This is a genomic window from Bradyrhizobium sp. USDA 3256 (assembly GCF_054058275.1).
The window spans coordinates 7,803,711-7,821,497 of the sequence record NZ_JBSSAE010000002.1 but is presented as its reverse complement, the minus strand read 5'-3'; the positions used below and the strand labels follow the sequence as shown (position 1 = coordinate 7,821,497).

Sequence of the window (17,787 nt, the reverse complement as noted above, 5' to 3'; positions counted from 1 at the left end):
AATGAGTGATCGTCTCCTTGTGCTCGTTCGTCACGGTCAGAGCGACTGGAATCTGAAGAACCTGTTCACCGGGTGGAAGGACCCTGATCTCACCGAGCAGGGCGTCAACGAAGCCAAGGAGGCCGGCCGCAAGCTGAAGGCGCAGGGCCTGTCGTTCGATGTCGCGTTCACCTCCGATCTCACCCGTGCGCAGCACACGCTGAAGCTGATGCTGGAACAGATCGGCCAGACCGGATTGCCGACCACGAAGAATCTCGCGCTCAACGAGCGCGACTACGGCGATCTCTCCGGCCTCAACAAGGACGACGCCCGCAAGAAGTGGGGCGAGGACCAGGTTCTGATCTGGCGCCGTTCCTACGACGTGCCGCCGCCCGGCGGCGAAAGCCTGAAGGACACGCTGGCGCGCACGCTGCCCTATTACGTGCAGGAGATCCTGCCCGGCGTGCTGCGCGGCCAGCGCACGCTGATCGCCGCCCACGGCAATTCGCTGCGCGCGCTGATCATGGTGCTGGAGAAGCTGACGCCCGAGCAGATCCTCAAACGCGAGCTCGCGACCGGCGCGCCGGTGGTCTATCTGCTCAATGCCGATTCCACCGTTGCTTCAAAGGTCGATCTCGCGGGGTAGGCCCGCAGGATGGGTAGAGCGAAGCGAAACCCATCAATCACGCAATGAGGATAAAGACGATGGGTTTCGCTTCGCGCTACCCATCCTGCAATTGAGCTAGTGCAATCCGACCTGGCCGGCTTCCCAGCCCAGCATCGCCTGCTTGCGGGTGATGCCCCAGTGATAGCCGGTCAGCGCGCCGCTCTTGCCGAGTGCGCGATGGCAGGGCACCACGAACGACACCGGATTGCGGCCGACCGCGGCGCCGACCGCGCGCGAAGCTTTCGGGCTGTTGATCTTGCAGGCGATGTCGGAATAGCTGACCGCGCGGCCCATCGGGACCTTGAGCAGCGTTTCCCACACCCGCACCTCGAAGTCGGTGCCGATCAACACGACGCGCAGCGGCTGGTCCGCCCGCCACAACCTTGTATCGAACACGCGCTGCGCCAGCGCGGTGGTGCCGTCGGTGTCCTCGACATAGGTCGCGTTCGGCCAGCGCCGCTTCATGTCGGCGAATGCGGTCTGCTCGTCGCCGTGGTCGGCGAAGGCAAGCCCCGCAAGCCCGCGATCCGTTGCGATCACGATCGCGGTGCCGAACGGCGAGGGGTGGAAGCCGTAGCGCAGCGTCATGCCGCCGGCGCCGGTCTTCCATTCGCCCGGCGACATCGCCTCATGCGTGACGAACAGGTCGTGCAGCCGTCCCGGCCCTGACAGGCCGGAGTCGAGTGCCGCATCGAGCACGCTGGCGGAATCGCGCAGCAGGTTCTTGGCGTGGTCCAGGGTCAGCGCCTGCATGAAAGCCTTCGGCGTCAGCCCGGCCCAGCGGCGGAACAGATGGTGCAATTCATCCGGCGTGACGGCGGCGGCATCGGCCATCGCTTCGATTGTCGGCTGCGTGCGCCAATGCTCCGAGATGAACGCGATGGCGCGCCGAACCGAGTCATAGTCGCGCAGCGCGGCGCTCTGGAGGCCCGGCTTGGCCAGGCGCTGGTCGTGTATGGCGAGTGTCATCATAGTGTCTGATTTAGGAGCCATGGCGCGTCCAAACCACCCGATTTCTGACAAGCATGATCCGGAAAAGTGGAGACCGGTTTTCCGAAAAGATCATGCTCAAATAAGACCTAGTGGATGGGGTTGTAAGTCGGGCCGCGTTTCGCGGCGTTGAGCGCCGCCGTCAAGGCCTTGGAGAAGCTAGCCTTTTCGTCCGGACCCAGGAAGCTGCCGACGCTGACCCGGCGGCCCCGGGAGACCAGATAAAGCCGCTCGATGCCGAACTCCTCATGCGAGATCTGTTCGAACCGTACCCAGAGCGGATTGAGCACCCATTCCGCCACATGGCCGCGATGGCTGATCCTGCGCACCCGCAGTTCCGATGCCGTAACGGTGATCTCCTCGCTCGCCTTGGCGGTGCGGAAATTGACCTTGAACGCCCAATAGATCACCAGCGCGTCGAGGCCGAAGAAGCCGAAGATCGGCCAGGCGCCGAGCCACCAGAACACCGCGCCGGCAATGAAGCTGACCACGGTGACGAACGACATCAGCACGATAAAGCCGGTGCGATTCAGCGAGCGGTGCGGCGTCAGCAATGCCGAGAACAGTTTGGGCTCGGCCTCAGCGGCATCAGCCGCGAGGTCATTGGCCCTGAGGTCTTCGCCCGGATCAAAGTCGTTGCCTGCGGTCATGGCGTATCAGTATATCCGGTTCATGGCCAAAATCATCCGCTCTCAACGCGCCAGCACATCAAGCGTTCGGTCTGCACCGAAGAAGAAGCCTGCGAAAGCGGCAAGGCTGCTGCCCAAACGCGGGGCAAAGAAGGCGGCCAAGAAGGCCGCCAAGCGAACCGTAAAGCCGAAGCCATGGACATCGGAGGAGGTCTACGAGGCTTTCGACCGGTTCCGCAAAGCCAATCCCGAGCCCGAGGGCGAACTCGAGCACCTCAACCCCTACACGCTGCTGGTTGCGGTGGTGCTGTCGGCGCAGGCGACCGATGCCGGCGTCAACAAGGCGACGCGAGCGCTGTTCGCGGTCGCCGACACGCCGGAGAAGATGCTTGAGCTCGGCGAAGACAGGGTGCGCGACTACATCAAGACCATCGGGCTCTATCGCAACAAGGCGAAGAACGTCATCGCGCTGTCGCAGAAGCTGATCGCCGAGTTCGGCGGCGAGGTGCCGCGCACGCGTGCCGAGATCGAATCGCTGCCCGGCGCCGGCCGCAAGACCGCGAATGTCGTGCTCAACATGGCATTCGGCGAGCACACGATGGCGGTCGACACCCATGTGTTTCGCGTCGGCAACCGCACCGGGCTCGCGCCCGGCAAGACGCCGCTCGAGGTCGAGTTGGGATTGGAAAAGGTGATCCCGACCGAGTTCATGCTGCACGCCCATCATTGGCTGATCCTGCATGGCCGCTACACCTGCCTCGCCCGCGGTCCACGTTGCGACGTATGTCTGATCAATGATCTCTGCCGGTGGCCGGAAAAGACCGTCTGAGGCATGATCGTCGTCATGTGCTATCAGAGCATTTTCGAGCGAAGTGGATGCCGGTTCGCGCGATAGGTTTGTCGGTTGTTCCGGTGCGTGATTGAGGGAGTGCGGTGTGGCAGAGCAGGTTGAAGATGGTCCGTCACCCGCCAGCCAGACCGCGCCTGCTGCGGCGCCCGCCAAGCCGCAATCTTCAGCAAGCGGCTTCTGGAGCCGCTTCGCGATTCCGCTGTTTGCCGTGCTCGTCGCGCTGGTGTTCGTCGCGGTGGCGACCAGTCGCTGGGATGCCTGGGTCGGCAGCGCCACGATCCAGACCACCAATGATGCCTATGTGCGCGCCGAATTGACCCAGCTCTCCAGCCGCGTGTCCGGCGAGGTGCTCACCGTCGCCGTCTCCGATTTCCAGCGCGTCAGGGCCGGCGATCTCCTGGTGCAGATCGATCCCGCCGACTACCAGGCGCAGGTCGCGCAGGCCGAGGCCGGCGTGGTCGGCGCCCAGGCCGTGCTGGACAACCTCAACAACCAGGTCGAGCTGCAATATGCGACCATCGCGCAGGCCGAAGCTGCGCGGCTGTCCGCGGAGGCGCAGCAGACCCTGGCACGTCAGGAGGAAGAGCGTCAGCAGTCGCTGTCGCAAACCGACGCCGGCACGCGGCAGCGGCTCGAGCAGGCGACCGCATCCTACGCCAAGGCGGAGGCCGACGTGCGCGCCAGCCGCGCTGTCATCGCGGCGCAGCGCCATCAACTCGAGGTCCTGCAAGGTACCAAGAAGCAGCGTGCCGCCGATCTCGACGCCGCCAAGGCGCTGCTGGCATCGGCCAAGCTCAAGCTTGGCTACACCAAGATCGTCGCGCCGTTCGACGGCGTCACCGGCGAGCGCCAGGTGCAGCCGGGCGACTACGTCAACATCGGCGCCAATCTGATCAATGTCGTGCCGCTGCCGAACGTCTATGTGATCGCCAACTACAAGGAGACCCAGCTGACCAACGTCAAGCCGGGCCAGCCGGTCGAGGTCACCGTGGATACGTTCGCGGGCCAAAAGCTGCGCGGCGTCGTCGAGCGCATCGCACCGGCGAGCGGATCGCAATTCGCGCTGCTGCCGCCCGATAACGCCACCGGCAATTTCACCAAGGTGGTGCAGCGCATCCCGGTGCGGATCCAGTTCGACAAGGGCCAGCCCTTGCTCGAGCGCCTGCTGCCGGGCATGTCGGTGGTCACGCGGATCGATACCGGCGAGGCGGTCGCCAATGGCGGAAAGTGACGACCGCGACCGTGGTCCGGTCTCGCGCGGCGACGTCGCGCGCTATCCGCTGTTCGCGGTCGTCGCCGTGCTGCTCGGTGCGTTCCTGGCGAATTTCGACAGCCGCCTGACCTCGGTCGGCCTGCCCGATCTGCGTGGCGCATTCTCGCTCAGCTTCGACGAGGGCGCATGGCTCTCGACGGCCGCCATCGGCTCGCAGATCTTCGTCGCGCCTGCGGTGGCCTGGCTCGCCACCGTGTTCGGCCTGCGCCGCGTGCTCGGTATTCCGAGCCTGGTCTATGCGGTGGTCTCGCTGACCATCCCGTTCGTGCGCGACTACACGACGCTGATCGCGCTCAGCATCGCCCACGGCATGCTGCTCGGCACTTTCGTGCCGGCGACGCTGATGATCATCCTGCGCAACCTGCCGATCCGATGGTGGCTGCCGGCGATCGCGATGTACTCGATCCGCGTCGGCTTCGCGCTCGACTCGTCGAGCTCGCTGGTCGGTTTCTATGTCGAGCATCTCGGCTGGCAGTGGCTGTATTGGCAGGGCGTAGTGATCGCGCCGCTGATGGGCCTGATGGTGTATCTCGGCACGCCGAACGAGCCGGTTAATCGCGACCTGCTGCACCATGCCGATTGGGGCGGCATGTTGCTGCTCGGCGCCGGGGTGTCGATGGTCTATGCCGGGCTCGATCAGGGCAACCGGCTGGACTGGCTGTCGTCGGGCACGGTGATGGCGCTCTTGATCGGCGGCGCGCTGTTGATCGTCGCCTTCATGATCAACGAAATGGTCGCGCGCCGGCCCTGGGCCCATTTCAACGTGCTGTTCTCGCGCAATATCGGACTCTCGCTGGTCGTCATCCTGCTGTACACGCTGACCAGCCTGTCGAATTCGTCGCTGGTGCCGAACTTCCTCGGCACCGTCGGCGCGCTGCGGCCGGAGCAGTCGGGCGTGCTGCTGTTCACCTACGGCGCGCTGCCGATGTTCGTGCTGGTGCCGATCTCGATTCTGCTGCTGCGCCACCTCGATCCGCGCATCGTCGTGGTGCTCGGCTTCTCGGCATTCGCGGCGGCCAATCTCTGGGGCACGCAGCTGAGCCACGTCTGGGCGCGCGAGGACTTTGTCGGCATCGTCCTGCTCACGTCGATCGGGCAGGCGTTCACGCTGCTGCCGATCATCATCATGGCGCTGTCGAATTCCGATCCGTCGCGGGCGACGGCGTTCGCGGCCTATATCCAGATCATGCGCCTCGGCGGCGCTGAGATCGGCGTCGCGCTGATGGGGACCTGGCTGCGGGTCCGCGAGCAGATCCATTCCAACTATCTCGGACAGCACGTGCAGAACGGCGATATCGACGTCGTGAACCTGCTCCAGCGGCTGGCAGGTGAATTTTCCGGCCACGGCATCGGGACAGCGACAGGGCGCGCCGTCGGCACGCTGGCGGCGCTGGTGCAGCGCGAGGCCAACACGCTCGCCTATATCGACGGCTTCTGGCTGTGCTTCTGGCTCGCGATCTTGGCGCTGGTCCTGGTCGCCTTCATCACGCGCGCGCCGCAGGGCCCGTTGTCGCCGGCGCCGCTTGGCTTGGTGAAGAACGTGATGCGCAGGCTGGGCGCCACCGCTTCCTGATTTGCGAACAGGCGGCGCGGATATCGGCGCCGGGTCAATTTATAGTGAATACCGCGCTCGCGCTATGTCGCAGGCGTGTTGAAATATTTTGCTCATCGCGCGGTTCCAAGAGCGGGGGAAATGGAGCCACGATGATCGAGATAAAGCAGACGGCCGCGCTTGTTTCCCTGGCGACGGCGGTTCCACCGCATCTATTCCATCAGGGACAGGTCCTGCAGGCCGCGCGCAATCTCCTCGCCGACCGCTATGCCGAGTTCGAGACGCTCTCCAGCCTGTTCGCCAACACCGGCATTCAGCATCGCTACGGCGTCAAGCCGATCGAATGGTATCTCGAACGGCGCGGCTGGCCGGAGCGAACGCTGGCGTTTCTCGAGGGCGCGGAGACGCTGTACGTCGATGCGGCCCGCAAGGCGATTGCGCGTGCCGACCTGACCGGCAGGGACATCGATATCGTGGTCACGGTGTGCTCGACGGGTATAGCCACGCCGACGCTGGAGGCACGCGTCGCCGGCAAGCTCGGTCTGCGGACGGATGTGTCGCGCGTGCCGGTGTTCGGCCTCGGCTGCGCGGGCGGTGTGTCCGGCCTGTCGATCGCGGCGCGGCTGGCCGAAGCGCGGCCGGGAGCGAACGTGCTGCTGGTTGCGCTCGAACTCTGCACGCTCGCGGTCCGGCACGACGAGCTCACCAAGGCAAATATCGTTGCGGCCAGCCTGTTCGGCGATGGCGCGGCCGCGATCGTGCTGCGAGCCGGGGACGGTGGTGCGACGCGGATCGAGGCGACGGGCGAAAAGCTGTGGCCGGATACGCTCGATATCATGGGCTGGACGGTCGATCCGGAAGGATTCGGCGTGGTCTTTCAGCGAACCATTCCGGATTTCGTCCGCGACCATGTTGGGCCGGCCGTTGCCGAAATCCTCGCGCGGATGCAGCTGACTGCCGATGACATCGACCGCTTCCTCTGCCATCCCGGCGGCGCCAAGGTCATCGCCGCGCTGGAGCGGGCGCTCGCGCTCGATCAGGGCACGCTCGATCACGAACGCGACGTCATCGCGGCTTGCGGCAACATGTCGGGCCCGACGGTTCTGTTTGTTCTCGAACGCGCCTGCGCCAAGGGATTGCCGCCGCGCTCGCTGCTCACGGCGCTCGGGCCGGGCTTCACGCTCAGCTGCGTTGCGCTCAGGCACGCGGCGTGAGCTTCGCGTCGGTCATCCTCGCTCTGGTCACGCTGCAGCGTCTCGGCGAGCTCGTGCTGTCACGTCGCAACACCGAGCGGCTTCTCGCGCGAGGCGCGGTCGAGGTCGGCGCCAATCACTACCCGCTCATTGTCCTGATTCACGCCGGCTGGCTGACCGCGCTGTGGATCTGGGGCCGCGACCAGGACGTCAACCTGGCCGCGCTGGCGGGTTTTCTGGTGCTGCAAGGCCTGCGGATATGGATCCTCGTCGCGCTCGGGCCGCGATGGACCACGCGAATCGTCGTGCTGCCGGGCGCGCCGCTGGTGGCATCCGGGCCGTACCGATATTTCCCGCACCCGAACTACGCCGTCGTGGTCGGTGAAATCGCGCTTCTACCCCTCGCGCTGCATCTGCCGCGATTGGCGCTGATCTTTACCCTCCTCAACCTCGCGGTGCTTGCGGTCCGGATTCGGGTCGAGAACCGCGCGCTATCCGTTTCCGATTGGCCACGTACAAGCACGCCATGAGCAAGAGCGCGGATCACCGAACCGACAGCCCATCGGCTGCGACCTGGGCCGGCTTTCTCCTGATGTGCTTCGGCATGTTCATGGCGATTCTCGACATCCAGGTCGTCGCAACCTCGTTGCCGACGATCCAGCGCGCGCTTGCGATCTCGCCGGCGGCGATGAGCTGGATCCAGACCGCCTATCTGATCGCGGAGGTGATCGCGATCCCACTCACCGGCCTGTTCACGCATGCGCTGTCGTTGCGATGGCTGTTTGCGCTTGCCGTGAGCCTGTTCACCGTCGCGTCCGTCGGCTGCGCCCTCAGCGGCGGCTTTGCCGCGCTGCTGGCATTTCGGGTGCTGCAGGGATTTTCCGGCGGCGTCCTGATCCCCGTAGTGTTCTCCGCCGTGTTCACGCTGTTCCCGGCGCGGCTTCACACGGCGGCCACCACGATCGGCGGCGTGGTCGCGGTGCTCGCGCCGACCCTTGGACCCGTCGTCGGCGGCTGGATCACGCAGACCTGGTCCTGGCCGTGGCTGTTCCTGATCAATCTGGTTCCGGGAACGGTGGCAGCCTCGGTCACGCCGTTGCTGCTTCCGAGGGACGGCGTGCAGCTTCGGGCGTTCTCCAGACTGGATAAATGGTCCCTTGTCCTGCTCGCGGCGACGCTCGCAAGCTTCATGATCGGACTGAAGGAAGCGCCGCAACGCGGTTGGGCCTCGATGCCTTGCCTCGGCCTGCTGATCGCAAGCATTGCGGGGTTGATGCTACTGATCCGGCGCACGCTTCGCGCGGCCAATCCGATCGCGCAATTGACGCTTTTCAGGCGGCGTCCGTTCGCGATCGGTTGCGCACTGAGCTTTTGCCTCGGCATTGGTCTGTATGGATCGACCTATCTGATGCCGGTATTCCTCGGTTTCGTCCGCCGCCACGACGCCTTCGAGATCGGCACGATCATGCTGGTCACGGGGGTTGCGCAGCTCGTCGCCGCGCCGCTTGCGGCGATCCTGGAAAGCCGCGTCGGCGCGCGGCAATTGACCGGCGCGGGCTTCGCCTTGTTCGCGCTCGGCCTCGGCTGGAGCGCCTTTCAACCGCGCACGGCGGATTTTGCCGAGATGTTCTGGCCGCAGGTCGTGCGCGGCGTCGCGATCATGTTTTGCCTGCTGCCGCCGACGCGCATTGCGCTGGGCGCCCTGCCGGAGGCGGACATCGCCGACGCCAGCGGACTGTTCAATTTGATGCGCAATCTGGGCGGTGCGATCGGGATCACCCTGATCGATACCATCCTCTATGGGCGAAGCCCGATCTATGGCGAGGATTTCCGCGTGCGGCTGCTGGCGGGGGATGTCACCGCGGCGCAGGCGATCGGGCTCGATCCGAAGTTGCTGATCGATCGCCCGCCGGGTCTGCCGGACGACGCCACGGTGGCGTTCATCCGGCCGTTGGTCGAACGGGCGTCGCTCGCACTCACCGTCAACGAGGCATGGGCGATGCTCGCCTGCGTGGCGATCGTCGGACTGCTGCTCGTGCCATTCGCAAGCGATCGGGTACCGGCATCGCTGCCGGTGCTTCCGGATACCACCTAGACCGAGGACACGTTGGTTCGCCGCGCCGGCTCGATCAGCTCGCGCCGCGGGCCCGACAGCCGTTTGTACATGTGCACCATGAAGGCCATGCCGAACAGCGGCGTCGCCAGATTGACGATCGGGATCGAGACGAAGGCCGCGATGAACAGGCCCGCGGTAAACACTGTCGCCGCGTTCTCCTTGCGCATCGCCTTGGCATCCGCCGGCGAGCGGAACCGCATCGCGGCAAGCTCGAAATATTCGCGGCCGAGCAGCCAGGCCGTCGCGATGAAGAAGATGATGAAGCCCGCGCCCGCGAACAGCACGAACGGCAGCGCGACCAGATAGACCAGGATCGTCAGCAGCGCGGTCTTGACGCCCTCGATCGTCGCGAGCGTGACCGGCAGCGCCACGCCGGGATGGTCGGCCGGATAATGCTCGCGCTCGACATGGTCGGCGACGTCGTCGACAAACAGGCTCGCCACCAGCGAGGTGATCGCGGGCATCAGGAAGATGCCGCCGAGCACGACGCCAAGGCCCGCCGAGATCGAGACGATCCAGGACAGCACGTGCAGCGTGGAATGGAAGTTGGGGCCGAGCATGCCTTCGGCCCAGACCTCGCCAGTGTCGGCAAACCAGCTCAGCAGCCGCTGCAATCCGATCGCCAGCACGGTGATCAGCACCAGCGCAAGCCCGATCGAGCGCCACAGGATCGAGCGCATCGGCGGCGACAGGATTTGCGAAAGCGCCTTGACGGCGGCGGCTAACATGACTGGGCTACCTCTGCACAAATGACCCGCGAGAGGTAGACACCCAATATGGCTTCGGCAAGTGCCGTTTGTGCCGCGGTGAGAGCGTTTTCGAGCGAATTGCTCTAGGCGTCGAGCGGCCTGCCGCGGACGTTCGGCCCCCAGACACCGATAGCAATGATCACGATGACCATCGCCGCGGTGATCAGGCCGAACACGCCGCCGACGCCGGCCTCCTTCAGCATGAACGCCACGATGAAGCCGGAGAAGGTCGCGCTGAGCCGGCTCATCGAATAGACGAGGCCCGCGGCGCGCGCCCGGATCGCGGTCGGGAACACCTCGGTCTGGTAGGCGTGATAGGCGTAGGACAGCGTCATGTTGGCTCCCGTCACCAGCACGCCGCTGGCGATCAGCAGCACCGGCTCGGTGAGCTGCGAGAAGGCGAGGCCGAACACCGAGATCGCCGCGGCCGCGCCGCAGATGATCCATTTGCGCTCGAAGCGGTCGGCGAAGGTTGCGGCCAGGAGCGGCGCGAGCGGATAGGCGAAGGCGATGATGAAGGAATATTGCAGGCTCTTGGTGACGTTGATGCCCTTCTGCACCAAGAGCGCCGGAACCCAGTTGGAGAAGCCGTAGACGCCGAACGCCTGGCAGAGGTTGAAGATCATGAACAGCACCACCAGCGAGACGTAGGGCGGCCTGAACAGGTCGGCATAGCCGGTCTCGGCCGGCGCACGTGCCGGTATCATCGCGGCCGTGGCGGTCGGGCGCGGCGCCGCCGTCGGCGATGCGGCCTCGAGCGTCCGCATGATCGTCTCGGCCTCGGCAGCGCGGCCATGGCGGGCCAGCCAGAGCGGGCTTTCCGGAACGTAGAGTCGCAATACCCAGATGATCATGCTGGCGGCGGCGCCGATCAGTACGACCCAGCGCCAGCCGTCGATGCCGTGCGGCGAGAGCGGCACCAGCCACCACGCAAGTGCGGCGACGATCGGCACTGCCGACAGCATCACCGCCTGGTTGATCGCAAACGCGCGGCCGCGCATCCAGCTCGGCACCAGCTCGGTGATATAGGCGTCGATGGTGATGACCTCGATGCCGATCCCGATCCCGGCGATGAAGCGCCACAGCAGCAGGCCGCCAGGTGTGGTCTGGCACGCCATGATCACCGATGCGGCGCTGTAGAACAGCAGCGACCAGGTGAAGACCGCCTTGCGCCCGAAGCGATCGGCGAGGAAGCCGAGGCAGAAGGTGCCGATGAACAGGCCGGCGAAGGTCGCCGCGACGAAGGCGCCGATCCCGGAGAAGCCGAAGAACGCCTGCGTCGTCGTGGTCATCAATCCGCTCCGGGCAAGGCCAGGCGCGATATAGCCGGTAAAGAACAGGTCGTAGATTTCGAAGCAGCCGCCGAGCGAGAGCAGGATCACCAGCCGCCAGACGTAGTCGGATGTGGGCAGCGCCTCGAGCCGTCGCGAAATCTCGTCGGGTCCGCTTGTCGTGGTGGCGAGATCGGCGACCGAGCCGAGTTCGACGGCGCTCATGATGATCCTCCCCGAATGGTGCAACGGCCGCCCTTCTTGCGAAGGCGTACCGGTCGCGCATGTTTGGCAGCCGGAAGCCAGAAATCCAGACGAACATATCGAAGGAATCGTTCGATATTTTCGATGGCGCAGTTTCTGACGCGCCTGCTTCACGCGAACGGTGCCTACTTCGCTTGAAAGCGCCTTAGATCAGAAGCGTCGCCTCCCAGGCGCCGCGGCCCACCTGGTCTGCGATCAGGGCGCGGATCAGGCGGCACATCTCCTCCATGACGTACGTCATCGGGCGGTTGCGCAAGCGGCAAAGATAGAGGGTGCGGGTCAGTTTTGGTTCGATGACTTCGCGCGCGACCAGCAGTCGGGCCTTCAACGGCTCGCTGACGAAATGGGTCGTCGCGATCGTGCAGCCCAAACCCGCGGTCAGCGCGCCGATCATGCCGCTGGTCGAGTTGAGATGCATGATCGCGTTGGCCTCGAGACGCTTCAGCAGCACGGGGTCATCCAGCAGCGCGCGCGCCGATAGTCCGTATCGCAACAGGATCAGGGGCAGCCGCGTCACTTCTTCAAAGGGAATTGGCGTTTTCTTGCCGATCAGCTTCTCGGTGCCGACGCAGAACATCTGTTCCTCCAGCACCGGCTCGGCGATCAGGTCCTTGTCCGAAGGCGGATTGTAGACCAGCGCGAGGTCGACCTCGGAGCTCAGCAGATGCAGCAGCGTCGCGCCGGAGAGACTCTCGGTCAGCGACAGCTTCAGGTTCGGATATTTCGTCAGCACGGTCCGCATCAGCGGCACGCCGATCGCCTTCATCCCGGAATTGGCCATGCCGATCGAGATGTCGCCGGCGATGACGCTGGCGCCTTCCTTGATTTCGCGCTCGGCCGCCGCCATCGCGCGCAGGATGATGCGGGCATGCTCATAGAGCCGCTCGCCCGCCGCGGTCGGTTCCATGCCGCGCGGCTTGCGCTCGAACAGCGGCGTGGCGAATTCAGCTTCCAGATTGGCGATGTGGTGGCTGAGCGCGGATTGCGCGACGTTGGCCTGGTCCGCAGCCCGCGACAGGTTGCGCTGCTCGTAAACCGCGATGAAATAGCGAAGCTGGCGCGAATCCATGAGGGTTCAGCGTTCTAGAACCACGAATACACTATTCGACAGATTATATTTTTCAGATAGCGTGCGGAAGCCTAACCTGCGCCGATCACAAAGCGTTTTCGAGCGAAGCGGGTACCGGTTCGCGTGAAGAAACGCGTCAGAACAAGAGCGCAACGAGCACGGAGAAACCGATGACCGGGAACGGACTGCCGCTGGAAGGCGTGAGGGTCGTCGAGATGACCCACATGGTGATGGGGCCGACCTGCGGCATGATCCTGGCGCAACTCGGCGCCGAGGTGATCAAGGTCGAACCGCCCGCCGGCGACAAGACCCGTTCGCTCGGCGGCATGGGGGTCTCGTTCTTCCCGCTGTTCAACCGCGGCAAGCGCAGCATCGTGCTCGACTTCGCCAAGCCCGAGGACCGCGACACCATGCACCGGCTGCTCGCCAGCGCCGACGTGTTCCTGGAGAATTTCCGCGACGGCCAGCTCGACAAGCAGGGGCTTGGCGCCGAAGAGCTTCGCCAAAAATATCCGCAGCTGATCATCGCCGGCCACAAGGGCTTTCTGTCCGGTCCCTACGATCATCGCCCGGCGCTCGATGAGGTCGTGCAGATGATGTCGGGGCTCGCGGCGATGACCGGCACGCGCGAAAAGCCGCAGCGCGTCGGGTCCTCCGCCAACGACATCATGGGCGGCATGTTCGGGGTGATCTCGATCCTCGCCGCGCTCTATCAGAAGCGCGGCGGCAAGGCTGATGGCGCCGACATCCGCATCGGCCTGTTCGAGAACTGCCTGTTCCTGGTCGCCCAGCACATGGTCGAGTACGAGATGACCGGCCGCAAGCCGCGCTCGATGCCGGAACGCGAGCATGCCTGGCCGATCTACGACATCTTCGATGCCGCCGGCGGCGATCGCATCTTCATCGGCGTCGTCACCGAAGGTCATTGGCAGAGCTTCTGCCGCGAGTTCGGCCTCACGGAATTCGCTGACGATCCGACGCTGCGCTCGACCACGGACCGCATCATGGCGCGCGACCGGATCATTCCGCGCGTTGCCGCGGTGATCAAGGGCTGGAATGTGGCGGACCTCTCGGCGCGGCTCGATGCGCTCAACATCTGCTTCTCGCCGATCAACCGGCCGGAGGATCTGCTGCAGGATCCGCATGTGCTGCGTCCCGGCGGGCTGGTCAACAATTTGAACGCCGACGGCAAGTCGTTTCGCGTCCCCGCGCTGCCGCTCGAATGGAACGGCCGCAATATCGGCGAAGGCCTGAAGGTGCCGGTGCTTGGCGCCGATACCGAGGCGGTGCGCGCCGAGCTCGCACAACAGAAAATTTCATCAACCGGAAACGCTGCGTGAGGCTGACATGACCCGCGTCCACGATATCTATCCGAGCGACAAGGTGAGCCTGCGCGAAGTCGGCCTGCGCGACGGGCTGCAGCTCGTGAAGACGTTCCCGTCGACCGCGGCGAAACAGCGCTGGGTGCGCGATGAATACGCCGCCGGCGTACGCCATTTCGAGGTCGGCTCGTTCCTGCCGGCCAAGACCTTCCCGCAATTCGTCGATGTCCGCGACGTGGTCGCCACCATCGCCGCGCTGCCCGGCGCGCACGGCGTCGCGCTGGCGCTGAACGAACGCGGGGTCAACGAGGCGCTGGCCACCGGCGTCGCCGAGATCGCCTCGGTGGTATCGGCGACCGAGGAGCACAGCCAGGCCAATGCCAACCGCTCGCGCGAATCGGCGATCGAGAACATCAGGCGGCTCTGCGAGTTGCGCGACGCCAGCGCGCACAAGCCGCTGGTCAATGCCGCGATCTCGATGGCACTGGGCTGCTCGATCGTCGGCGCCGTCGATCCGAACGAGGTGCTGCGCCTTACCGAGAAGCTCTACGAGGTCGGCGTCGACATGGTCGCGATTGCCGACACGGTGGGTTATGCCGGGCCGAAGCAGGTCGGCGAGCTGACGCGGGGCGCGGTGAAGATCGCGGGATCGAAGCCGGTCTGCGTCCATCTGCACGACACCCGCGGCATGGGCATCGCGAATGCTTCCGCCGCGCTCGATGAGGGCGCCCGGGTGCTCGACGGCTCGCTCGGCGGTCTCGGCGGCTGTCCGTTCGCGCCGGGCGCCACCGGCAATGTCGTGTTCGAGGACCTCGTCTTCCTCTGCGAGAGCAAGGGATTTCCGACCGGCATCGATCTCGATCGCCTGGTCGAGGTGCGCGCGATCCTGAAATCGGAGATGCCGAACGAGGCGCTCTATGGCGGCCTCGCCCGCGCCGGCCTGCCGCGTGGCACCAAGGCGAGGGCGGCGTAGCGTATTCGTTTCGTAGCCCGGATGGAGCGAAGCGCAATCCGGGACACTTCGTTCGCGGCACCAGGGCCCCGGATTGCGCTGCGCTTCATCCGGGCTACGAAACCTCAATCGTGCCGATGCGCTCGCTTGCGCGGCTTCTTGTCCGGCGCGGTCGGGATCATCACGACGCGGCCGTAACGAACGCCGCGTTCGGCGATGACGTGATCGGCGAGGTGGCGGACCTCGCTGCTGGCACCCTTCAGCGCCGTCACCTCCATGCAGCTGTCGTCGTCGAGATGCACATGCAGCGTCGCCAGCGACAGGTCGTGATGGCCGTGGAAACTCTGCACCAGCCGCTTCGACAGATCGCGCGCGGCGTGGTCGTAGACATAGACCAGCGCGGCGACGCATTGTCCTGACGGCGCGGTCTCCGCGCTCTGCTGCAGGCCGGCGCGTGCGAGATCGCGGATGATCTCGGAGCGGTTCTGATAGCCGCGCGCCTCGGCGGCGGCGTCGATCTCCGCGAGCAGATCATCCTCGATGGTGATGGTGATGCGTTGCATGGATTATCCGTGGTGGCTCGATTGCCTGGCGGTATGACATTTTTCTTGTAACGTCATACTGTGCTTGCTAGCGTTGCTTTGCCGGGTTGGTTGGACTGGTGCGGTCGTCGCGTGACTGTAACAGGTATCATGCGAGGGCATGGGCGTTGCGTCGTACTGCATGGCGGATATTTTCCGCCGCCGCATCCATTGCAGCATTCGCGCCGGTCGCCGAAGCGCAGACCGTCGCCGCCACGACCGAGCAGTTGCCGCCGGTCATGGTGACGTCGCCCGACCAGGCCTCGCCCAAACACGCCAAGCCGTCGCAACGTCCGCGCCATGCCGCCACCGGCCGCAAGCCGGTAGCACCGCAACCGCGCCAATCCACCGCTGCGACCAGCGGCATTACCGGCGGCTCGGCGACCGTACCTGCGTCCACTCTGCAGCCGACCGCGGCCAGCGCGCTGCAGATCAGCGGCGACGAAGTGAACGCGCGGCCGATCTCGCGCGTCGGCGAAGTTCTTGAAGCGGTGCCGGGCCTGATCGTCACCCAGCATTCCGGCGAGGGCAAAGCCAATCAATATTTTCTGCGCGGCTTCAATCTCGATCACGGCACCGATCTCGCCATCACCGTCGACGGCATGCCGGTCAACATGCCGACCCATGGTCACGGCCAGGGCTATGCCGACATCAACTTCCTGATCCCGGAACTCATCCAATCGATGGATGTCCGCAAGGGCCCGTACTATGCGGACAAGGGCGATTTCGCCTCCGCTGGTGCCGTCGACATCAACTATCTCGACAGGCTTTCGAAGAACATCGTGGAACTGACCGCCGGCAGCTTCGGCTATCAGCGCGCGCTGGCCGCGGGCTCGACGCACGTCGGCGACGGAACGCTGCTCGCTGCCTTCGAGGCCAACAAATACAACGGCCCGTGGGACGTGCCCGACGACATTCGCAAGCTCAACGGCGTGCTGCGCTACAGTCAGGGCACCGCAACCGACGGCTTCTCGCTGACCGCGATGGCCTATTCCAATGGCTGGAATTCGACCGACCAGATCGCGCAACGTGCGATCGACCAGGGCCTGATCGGCCGTTATGGCACGCTCAATCCGACCGATGGCGGCACCGCCAGCCGCTTCAGCCTGTCGAGCAATTGGGCGCAGTCGAGCGACTACGGGCAGACCAAGCTCAACGCCTATGTGATCCGCTCGTCGCTGCAGCTCTACAACGATTTCACCTATTTCCTCGATGACCCCGTCAATGGCGACCAGTTCAGCCAGACCGACAGGCGTACCGTCTACGGCCTTGATGCCAGCCACGCCGTCGATGTCCGCGTCGCCGGCATCGATACCCAGACGCGGGTCGGCGTGCAGACCCGCTACGACGACATCAATGTCGGCCTGTTCAAGACCGTGCAGCGCGAGATCCTGTCCACGGTGCGCAATGATCAGGTCCAGGAAGGCAGTGTCGCGCTGTGGGCCGACAGCACCGCGCGCTGGACCGACTGGCTGCGCACCACGGTCGGCATTCGCGAGGATTATTTCGCCGGCCACGTGCTGAGCGACACGCCGCAGAATTCCGGCAACGCGCAGGCGGCGCTGACGAGCCCGAAGGCCGGCATGGTGCTTGGTCCATGGTACAAAACCGAGTTCTACGGCAATGCCGGCTTCGGCCTGCACTCCAACGATATCAGGGGCGCGACCATCACCGTCGATCCCAATGACAAGGTGACGCCGCTCGATCGCGTGCCGCTGCTGGTGCGCTCGAAGGGCGCCGAGCTCGGTATCCGCACCAGGGCGATCGACGGTCTCACCTCGTCGCTCGCCGTGTTCGTGCTCGACTTCGATTCCGAACTGCTGTTCGTCGGCGATGCCGGCACCACGGAGCCGAGCCGGCCGAGCCGGCGGGTCGGCGTCGAGTGGACCAACCAGTACAAGCTCTTGCCGTGGATGAGCCTCGATTTCGATCTCGCCTATACCCGCGGCCGCTTCACGGATGTCGATCCGGCCGGCGATTTCATTCCGGGTGCGCCAGCGTGGGTTGCCAGCGGCGGCGTCACCTTCGGCCGCGACACCGGCTGGTTCGGCAGCCTGCGCGCCCGCTATTTCGGCCCGCGCCCGCTGATCGAGGACGACAGCGTGCGCTCGCTATCGTCATTCATCGTCAACGCCCGCGCCGGCTACAAATTCGACAACGGGATGCGGCTGCAGCTCGACGTCCTCAATCTCTTCAACGCGCAAACCAACCAGATCGAATACTACTATCTGTCGCGGCTGCCGGGCGAACCGATCGATGGCGTCGCCGACCGCCATGTGCATCCTGCCGAGCCGCTTGCCGTTCGGCTGACGCTTGCGGCAACATTCTGA

Annotated in this window: 16 protein-coding genes; 10 read left to right on the top strand and 6 right to left on the bottom strand. The window is 65.2% G+C overall.

The window, feature by feature from the left end:
- Position 1: 1 nt before the first annotated feature.
- Positions 2–625, top strand: coding sequence for a 2,3-bisphosphoglycerate-dependent phosphoglycerate mutase (locus ACVWY5_RS38840; RefSeq protein ID WP_028335764.1), 624 nt, complete (start codon positions 2–4; stop codon positions 623–625).
- A 96-nt stretch (positions 626–721) separates the two neighbouring features.
- Here ACVWY5_RS38840 and ACVWY5_RS38835 read toward each other — a convergent pair whose 3' ends face one another.
- Both ACVWY5_RS38835 and ACVWY5_RS38830 read right to left on the bottom strand, forming a co-directional pair.
- A complete protein-coding gene (locus ACVWY5_RS38835) occupies positions 722–1,618 on the bottom strand; it encodes a methylated-DNA--[protein]-cysteine S-methyltransferase (RefSeq protein ID WP_028335763.1) in 897 nt (298 codons plus the stop codon).
- A 107-nt stretch (positions 1,619–1,725) separates the two neighbouring features.
- The gene (locus tag ACVWY5_RS38830; RefSeq protein WP_028335762.1) at positions 1,726–2,286 is read right to left on the bottom strand and encodes a DUF2244 domain-containing protein; all 561 of its coding nucleotides are present in this window, start codon (positions 2,284–2,286) and stop codon (positions 1,726–1,728) included.
- A 22-nt stretch (positions 2,287–2,308) separates the two neighbouring features.
- On the opposite strand from ACVWY5_RS38830, the gene nth reads away from it, so the two are divergent.
- From nth to ACVWY5_RS38800, 6 genes are all read left to right on the top strand, one after another.
- Complete coding sequence (gene nth, locus ACVWY5_RS38825) at positions 2,309–3,094, top strand: endonuclease III (RefSeq protein WP_028335761.1); 786 nt, start codon at positions 2,309–2,311, stop codon at positions 3,092–3,094.
- Positions 3,095–3,200: 106 nt separating this feature from the next.
- Entirely contained in the window at positions 3,201–4,346 is a 1,146-nt protein-coding gene (locus ACVWY5_RS38820) for an HlyD family secretion protein (RefSeq protein ID WP_028335760.1), read from the top strand.
- Positions 4,333–5,961 carry an MFS transporter gene (locus tag ACVWY5_RS38815; protein ID WP_028335759.1) on the top strand — a complete coding sequence of 543 codons (1,629 nt, stop codon included), beginning with the start codon at positions 4,333–4,335 and terminating at the stop codon, positions 5,959–5,961. Before ACVWY5_RS38820 ends, ACVWY5_RS38815 begins: the two co-directional genes overlap by 14 nt.
- A gap of 140 nt (positions 5,962–6,101) precedes the next feature.
- A complete protein-coding gene (locus ACVWY5_RS38810; protein ID WP_028335758.1) occupies positions 6,102–7,154 on the top strand; it encodes a 3-oxoacyl-[acyl-carrier-protein] synthase III C-terminal domain-containing protein in 1,053 nt (350 codons plus the stop codon).
- Positions 7,151–7,663 (top strand): isoprenylcysteine carboxyl methyltransferase family protein, encoded by a 513-nt coding sequence (locus ACVWY5_RS38805; RefSeq protein ID WP_028335757.1) that lies wholly within the window; start codon positions 7,151–7,153, stop codon positions 7,661–7,663. Before ACVWY5_RS38810 ends, ACVWY5_RS38805 begins: the two co-directional genes overlap by 4 nt.
- A gap of 62 nt (positions 7,664–7,725) precedes the next feature.
- Complete coding sequence (locus tag ACVWY5_RS38800; RefSeq protein ID WP_028335756.1) at positions 7,726–9,228, top strand: DHA2 family efflux MFS transporter permease subunit; 1,503 nt, start codon at positions 7,726–7,728, stop codon at positions 9,226–9,228.
- On the opposite strand, the gene ACVWY5_RS38795 is transcribed toward ACVWY5_RS38800, so the two are convergent.
- The 3 genes from ACVWY5_RS38795 to ACVWY5_RS38785 form a co-directional block, all read right to left on the bottom strand.
- Complete coding sequence (locus ACVWY5_RS38795; RefSeq protein ID WP_028335755.1) at positions 9,225–9,977, bottom strand: sulfate transporter family protein; 753 nt, start codon at positions 9,975–9,977, stop codon at positions 9,225–9,227. The genes ACVWY5_RS38800 and ACVWY5_RS38795 overlap by 4 nt on opposite strands.
- A 104-nt stretch (positions 9,978–10,081) precedes the next feature.
- On the bottom strand, positions 10,082–11,494 hold the full coding sequence (locus ACVWY5_RS38790; protein WP_028335754.1) for an MFS transporter: 1,413 nt from the start codon (positions 11,492–11,494) through the stop codon (positions 10,082–10,084).
- A gap of 184 nt (positions 11,495–11,678) precedes the next feature.
- Entirely contained in the window at positions 11,679–12,602 is a 924-nt protein-coding gene (locus ACVWY5_RS38785; protein ID WP_028335753.1) for a LysR family transcriptional regulator, read from the bottom strand.
- A 170-nt stretch (positions 12,603–12,772) separates the two neighbouring features.
- Between ACVWY5_RS38785 and ACVWY5_RS38780 the strand changes: the two genes are divergently transcribed.
- Together ACVWY5_RS38780 and ACVWY5_RS38775 are read left to right on the top strand one after the other, a co-directional pair.
- The gene (locus tag ACVWY5_RS38780; protein WP_028335752.1) at positions 12,773–13,942 is read left to right on the top strand and encodes a CoA transferase; all 1,170 of its coding nucleotides are present in this window, start codon (positions 12,773–12,775) and stop codon (positions 13,940–13,942) included.
- 7 nt (positions 13,943–13,949) lie between these two features.
- Positions 13,950–14,897 (top strand): hydroxymethylglutaryl-CoA lyase, encoded by a 948-nt coding sequence (locus tag ACVWY5_RS38775; RefSeq protein ID WP_028335751.1) that lies wholly within the window; start codon positions 13,950–13,952, stop codon positions 14,895–14,897.
- Between the two features lie 104 nt (positions 14,898–15,001).
- On the opposite strand, the gene nikR is transcribed toward ACVWY5_RS38775, so the two are convergent.
- Positions 15,002–15,439 carry a nickel-responsive transcriptional regulator NikR gene (gene nikR, locus ACVWY5_RS38770; RefSeq protein ID WP_028335750.1) on the bottom strand — a complete coding sequence of 146 codons (438 nt, stop codon included), beginning with the start codon at positions 15,437–15,439 and terminating at the stop codon, positions 15,002–15,004.
- Positions 15,440–15,696: 257 nt separating this feature from the next.
- Here nikR and ACVWY5_RS38765 point away from each other — a divergent pair, with 257 nt between their 5' ends.
- Complete coding sequence (locus tag ACVWY5_RS38765) at positions 15,697–17,787, top strand: TonB-dependent receptor domain-containing protein (RefSeq protein ID WP_080667155.1); 2,091 nt, start codon at positions 15,697–15,699, stop codon at positions 17,785–17,787.

Excerpts from the sequence above, each read along its gene's own strand:
- ACVWY5_RS38840 (WP_028335764.1), top strand. The coding sequence starts at position 2 with ATGAGTGATCGTCTCCTTGTGCTCGTTCGTCACGGTCAGAGCGACTGG.
- ACVWY5_RS38835 (WP_028335763.1), bottom strand. The coding sequence starts at position 1,618 with ATGATGACACTCGCCATACACGACCAGCGCCTGGCCAAGCCGGGCCTC.
- ACVWY5_RS38830 (WP_028335762.1), bottom strand. The coding sequence starts at position 2,286 with ATGACCGCAGGCAACGACTTTGATCCGGGCGAAGACCTCAGGGCCAAT.
- nth (WP_028335761.1), top strand. The coding sequence starts at position 2,309 with ATGGCCAAAATCATCCGCTCTCAACGCGCCAGCACATCAAGCGTTCGG.
- ACVWY5_RS38815 (WP_028335759.1), top strand. The coding sequence starts at position 4,333 with ATGGCGGAAAGTGACGACCGCGACCGTGGTCCGGTCTCGCGCGGCGAC.
- ACVWY5_RS38800 (WP_028335756.1), top strand. The coding sequence starts at position 7,726 with ATGTGCTTCGGCATGTTCATGGCGATTCTCGACATCCAGGTCGTCGCA.
- ACVWY5_RS38795 (WP_028335755.1), bottom strand. The coding sequence starts at position 9,977 with ATGTTAGCCGCCGCCGTCAAGGCGCTTTCGCAAATCCTGTCGCCGCCG.
- ACVWY5_RS38790 (WP_028335754.1), bottom strand. The coding sequence starts at position 11,494 with ATGAGCGCCGTCGAACTCGGCTCGGTCGCCGATCTCGCCACCACGACA.
- ACVWY5_RS38785 (WP_028335753.1), bottom strand. The coding sequence starts at position 12,602 with ATGGATTCGCGCCAGCTTCGCTATTTCATCGCGGTTTACGAGCAGCGC.
- ACVWY5_RS38780 (WP_028335752.1), top strand. The coding sequence starts at position 12,773 with ATGACCGGGAACGGACTGCCGCTGGAAGGCGTGAGGGTCGTCGAGATG.
- ACVWY5_RS38775 (WP_028335751.1), top strand. The coding sequence starts at position 13,950 with ATGACCCGCGTCCACGATATCTATCCGAGCGACAAGGTGAGCCTGCGC.
- nikR (WP_028335750.1), bottom strand. The coding sequence starts at position 15,439 with ATGCAACGCATCACCATCACCATCGAGGATGATCTGCTCGCGGAGATC.
- ACVWY5_RS38765 (WP_080667155.1), top strand. The coding sequence starts at position 15,697 with ATGGTGACGTCGCCCGACCAGGCCTCGCCCAAACACGCCAAGCCGTCG.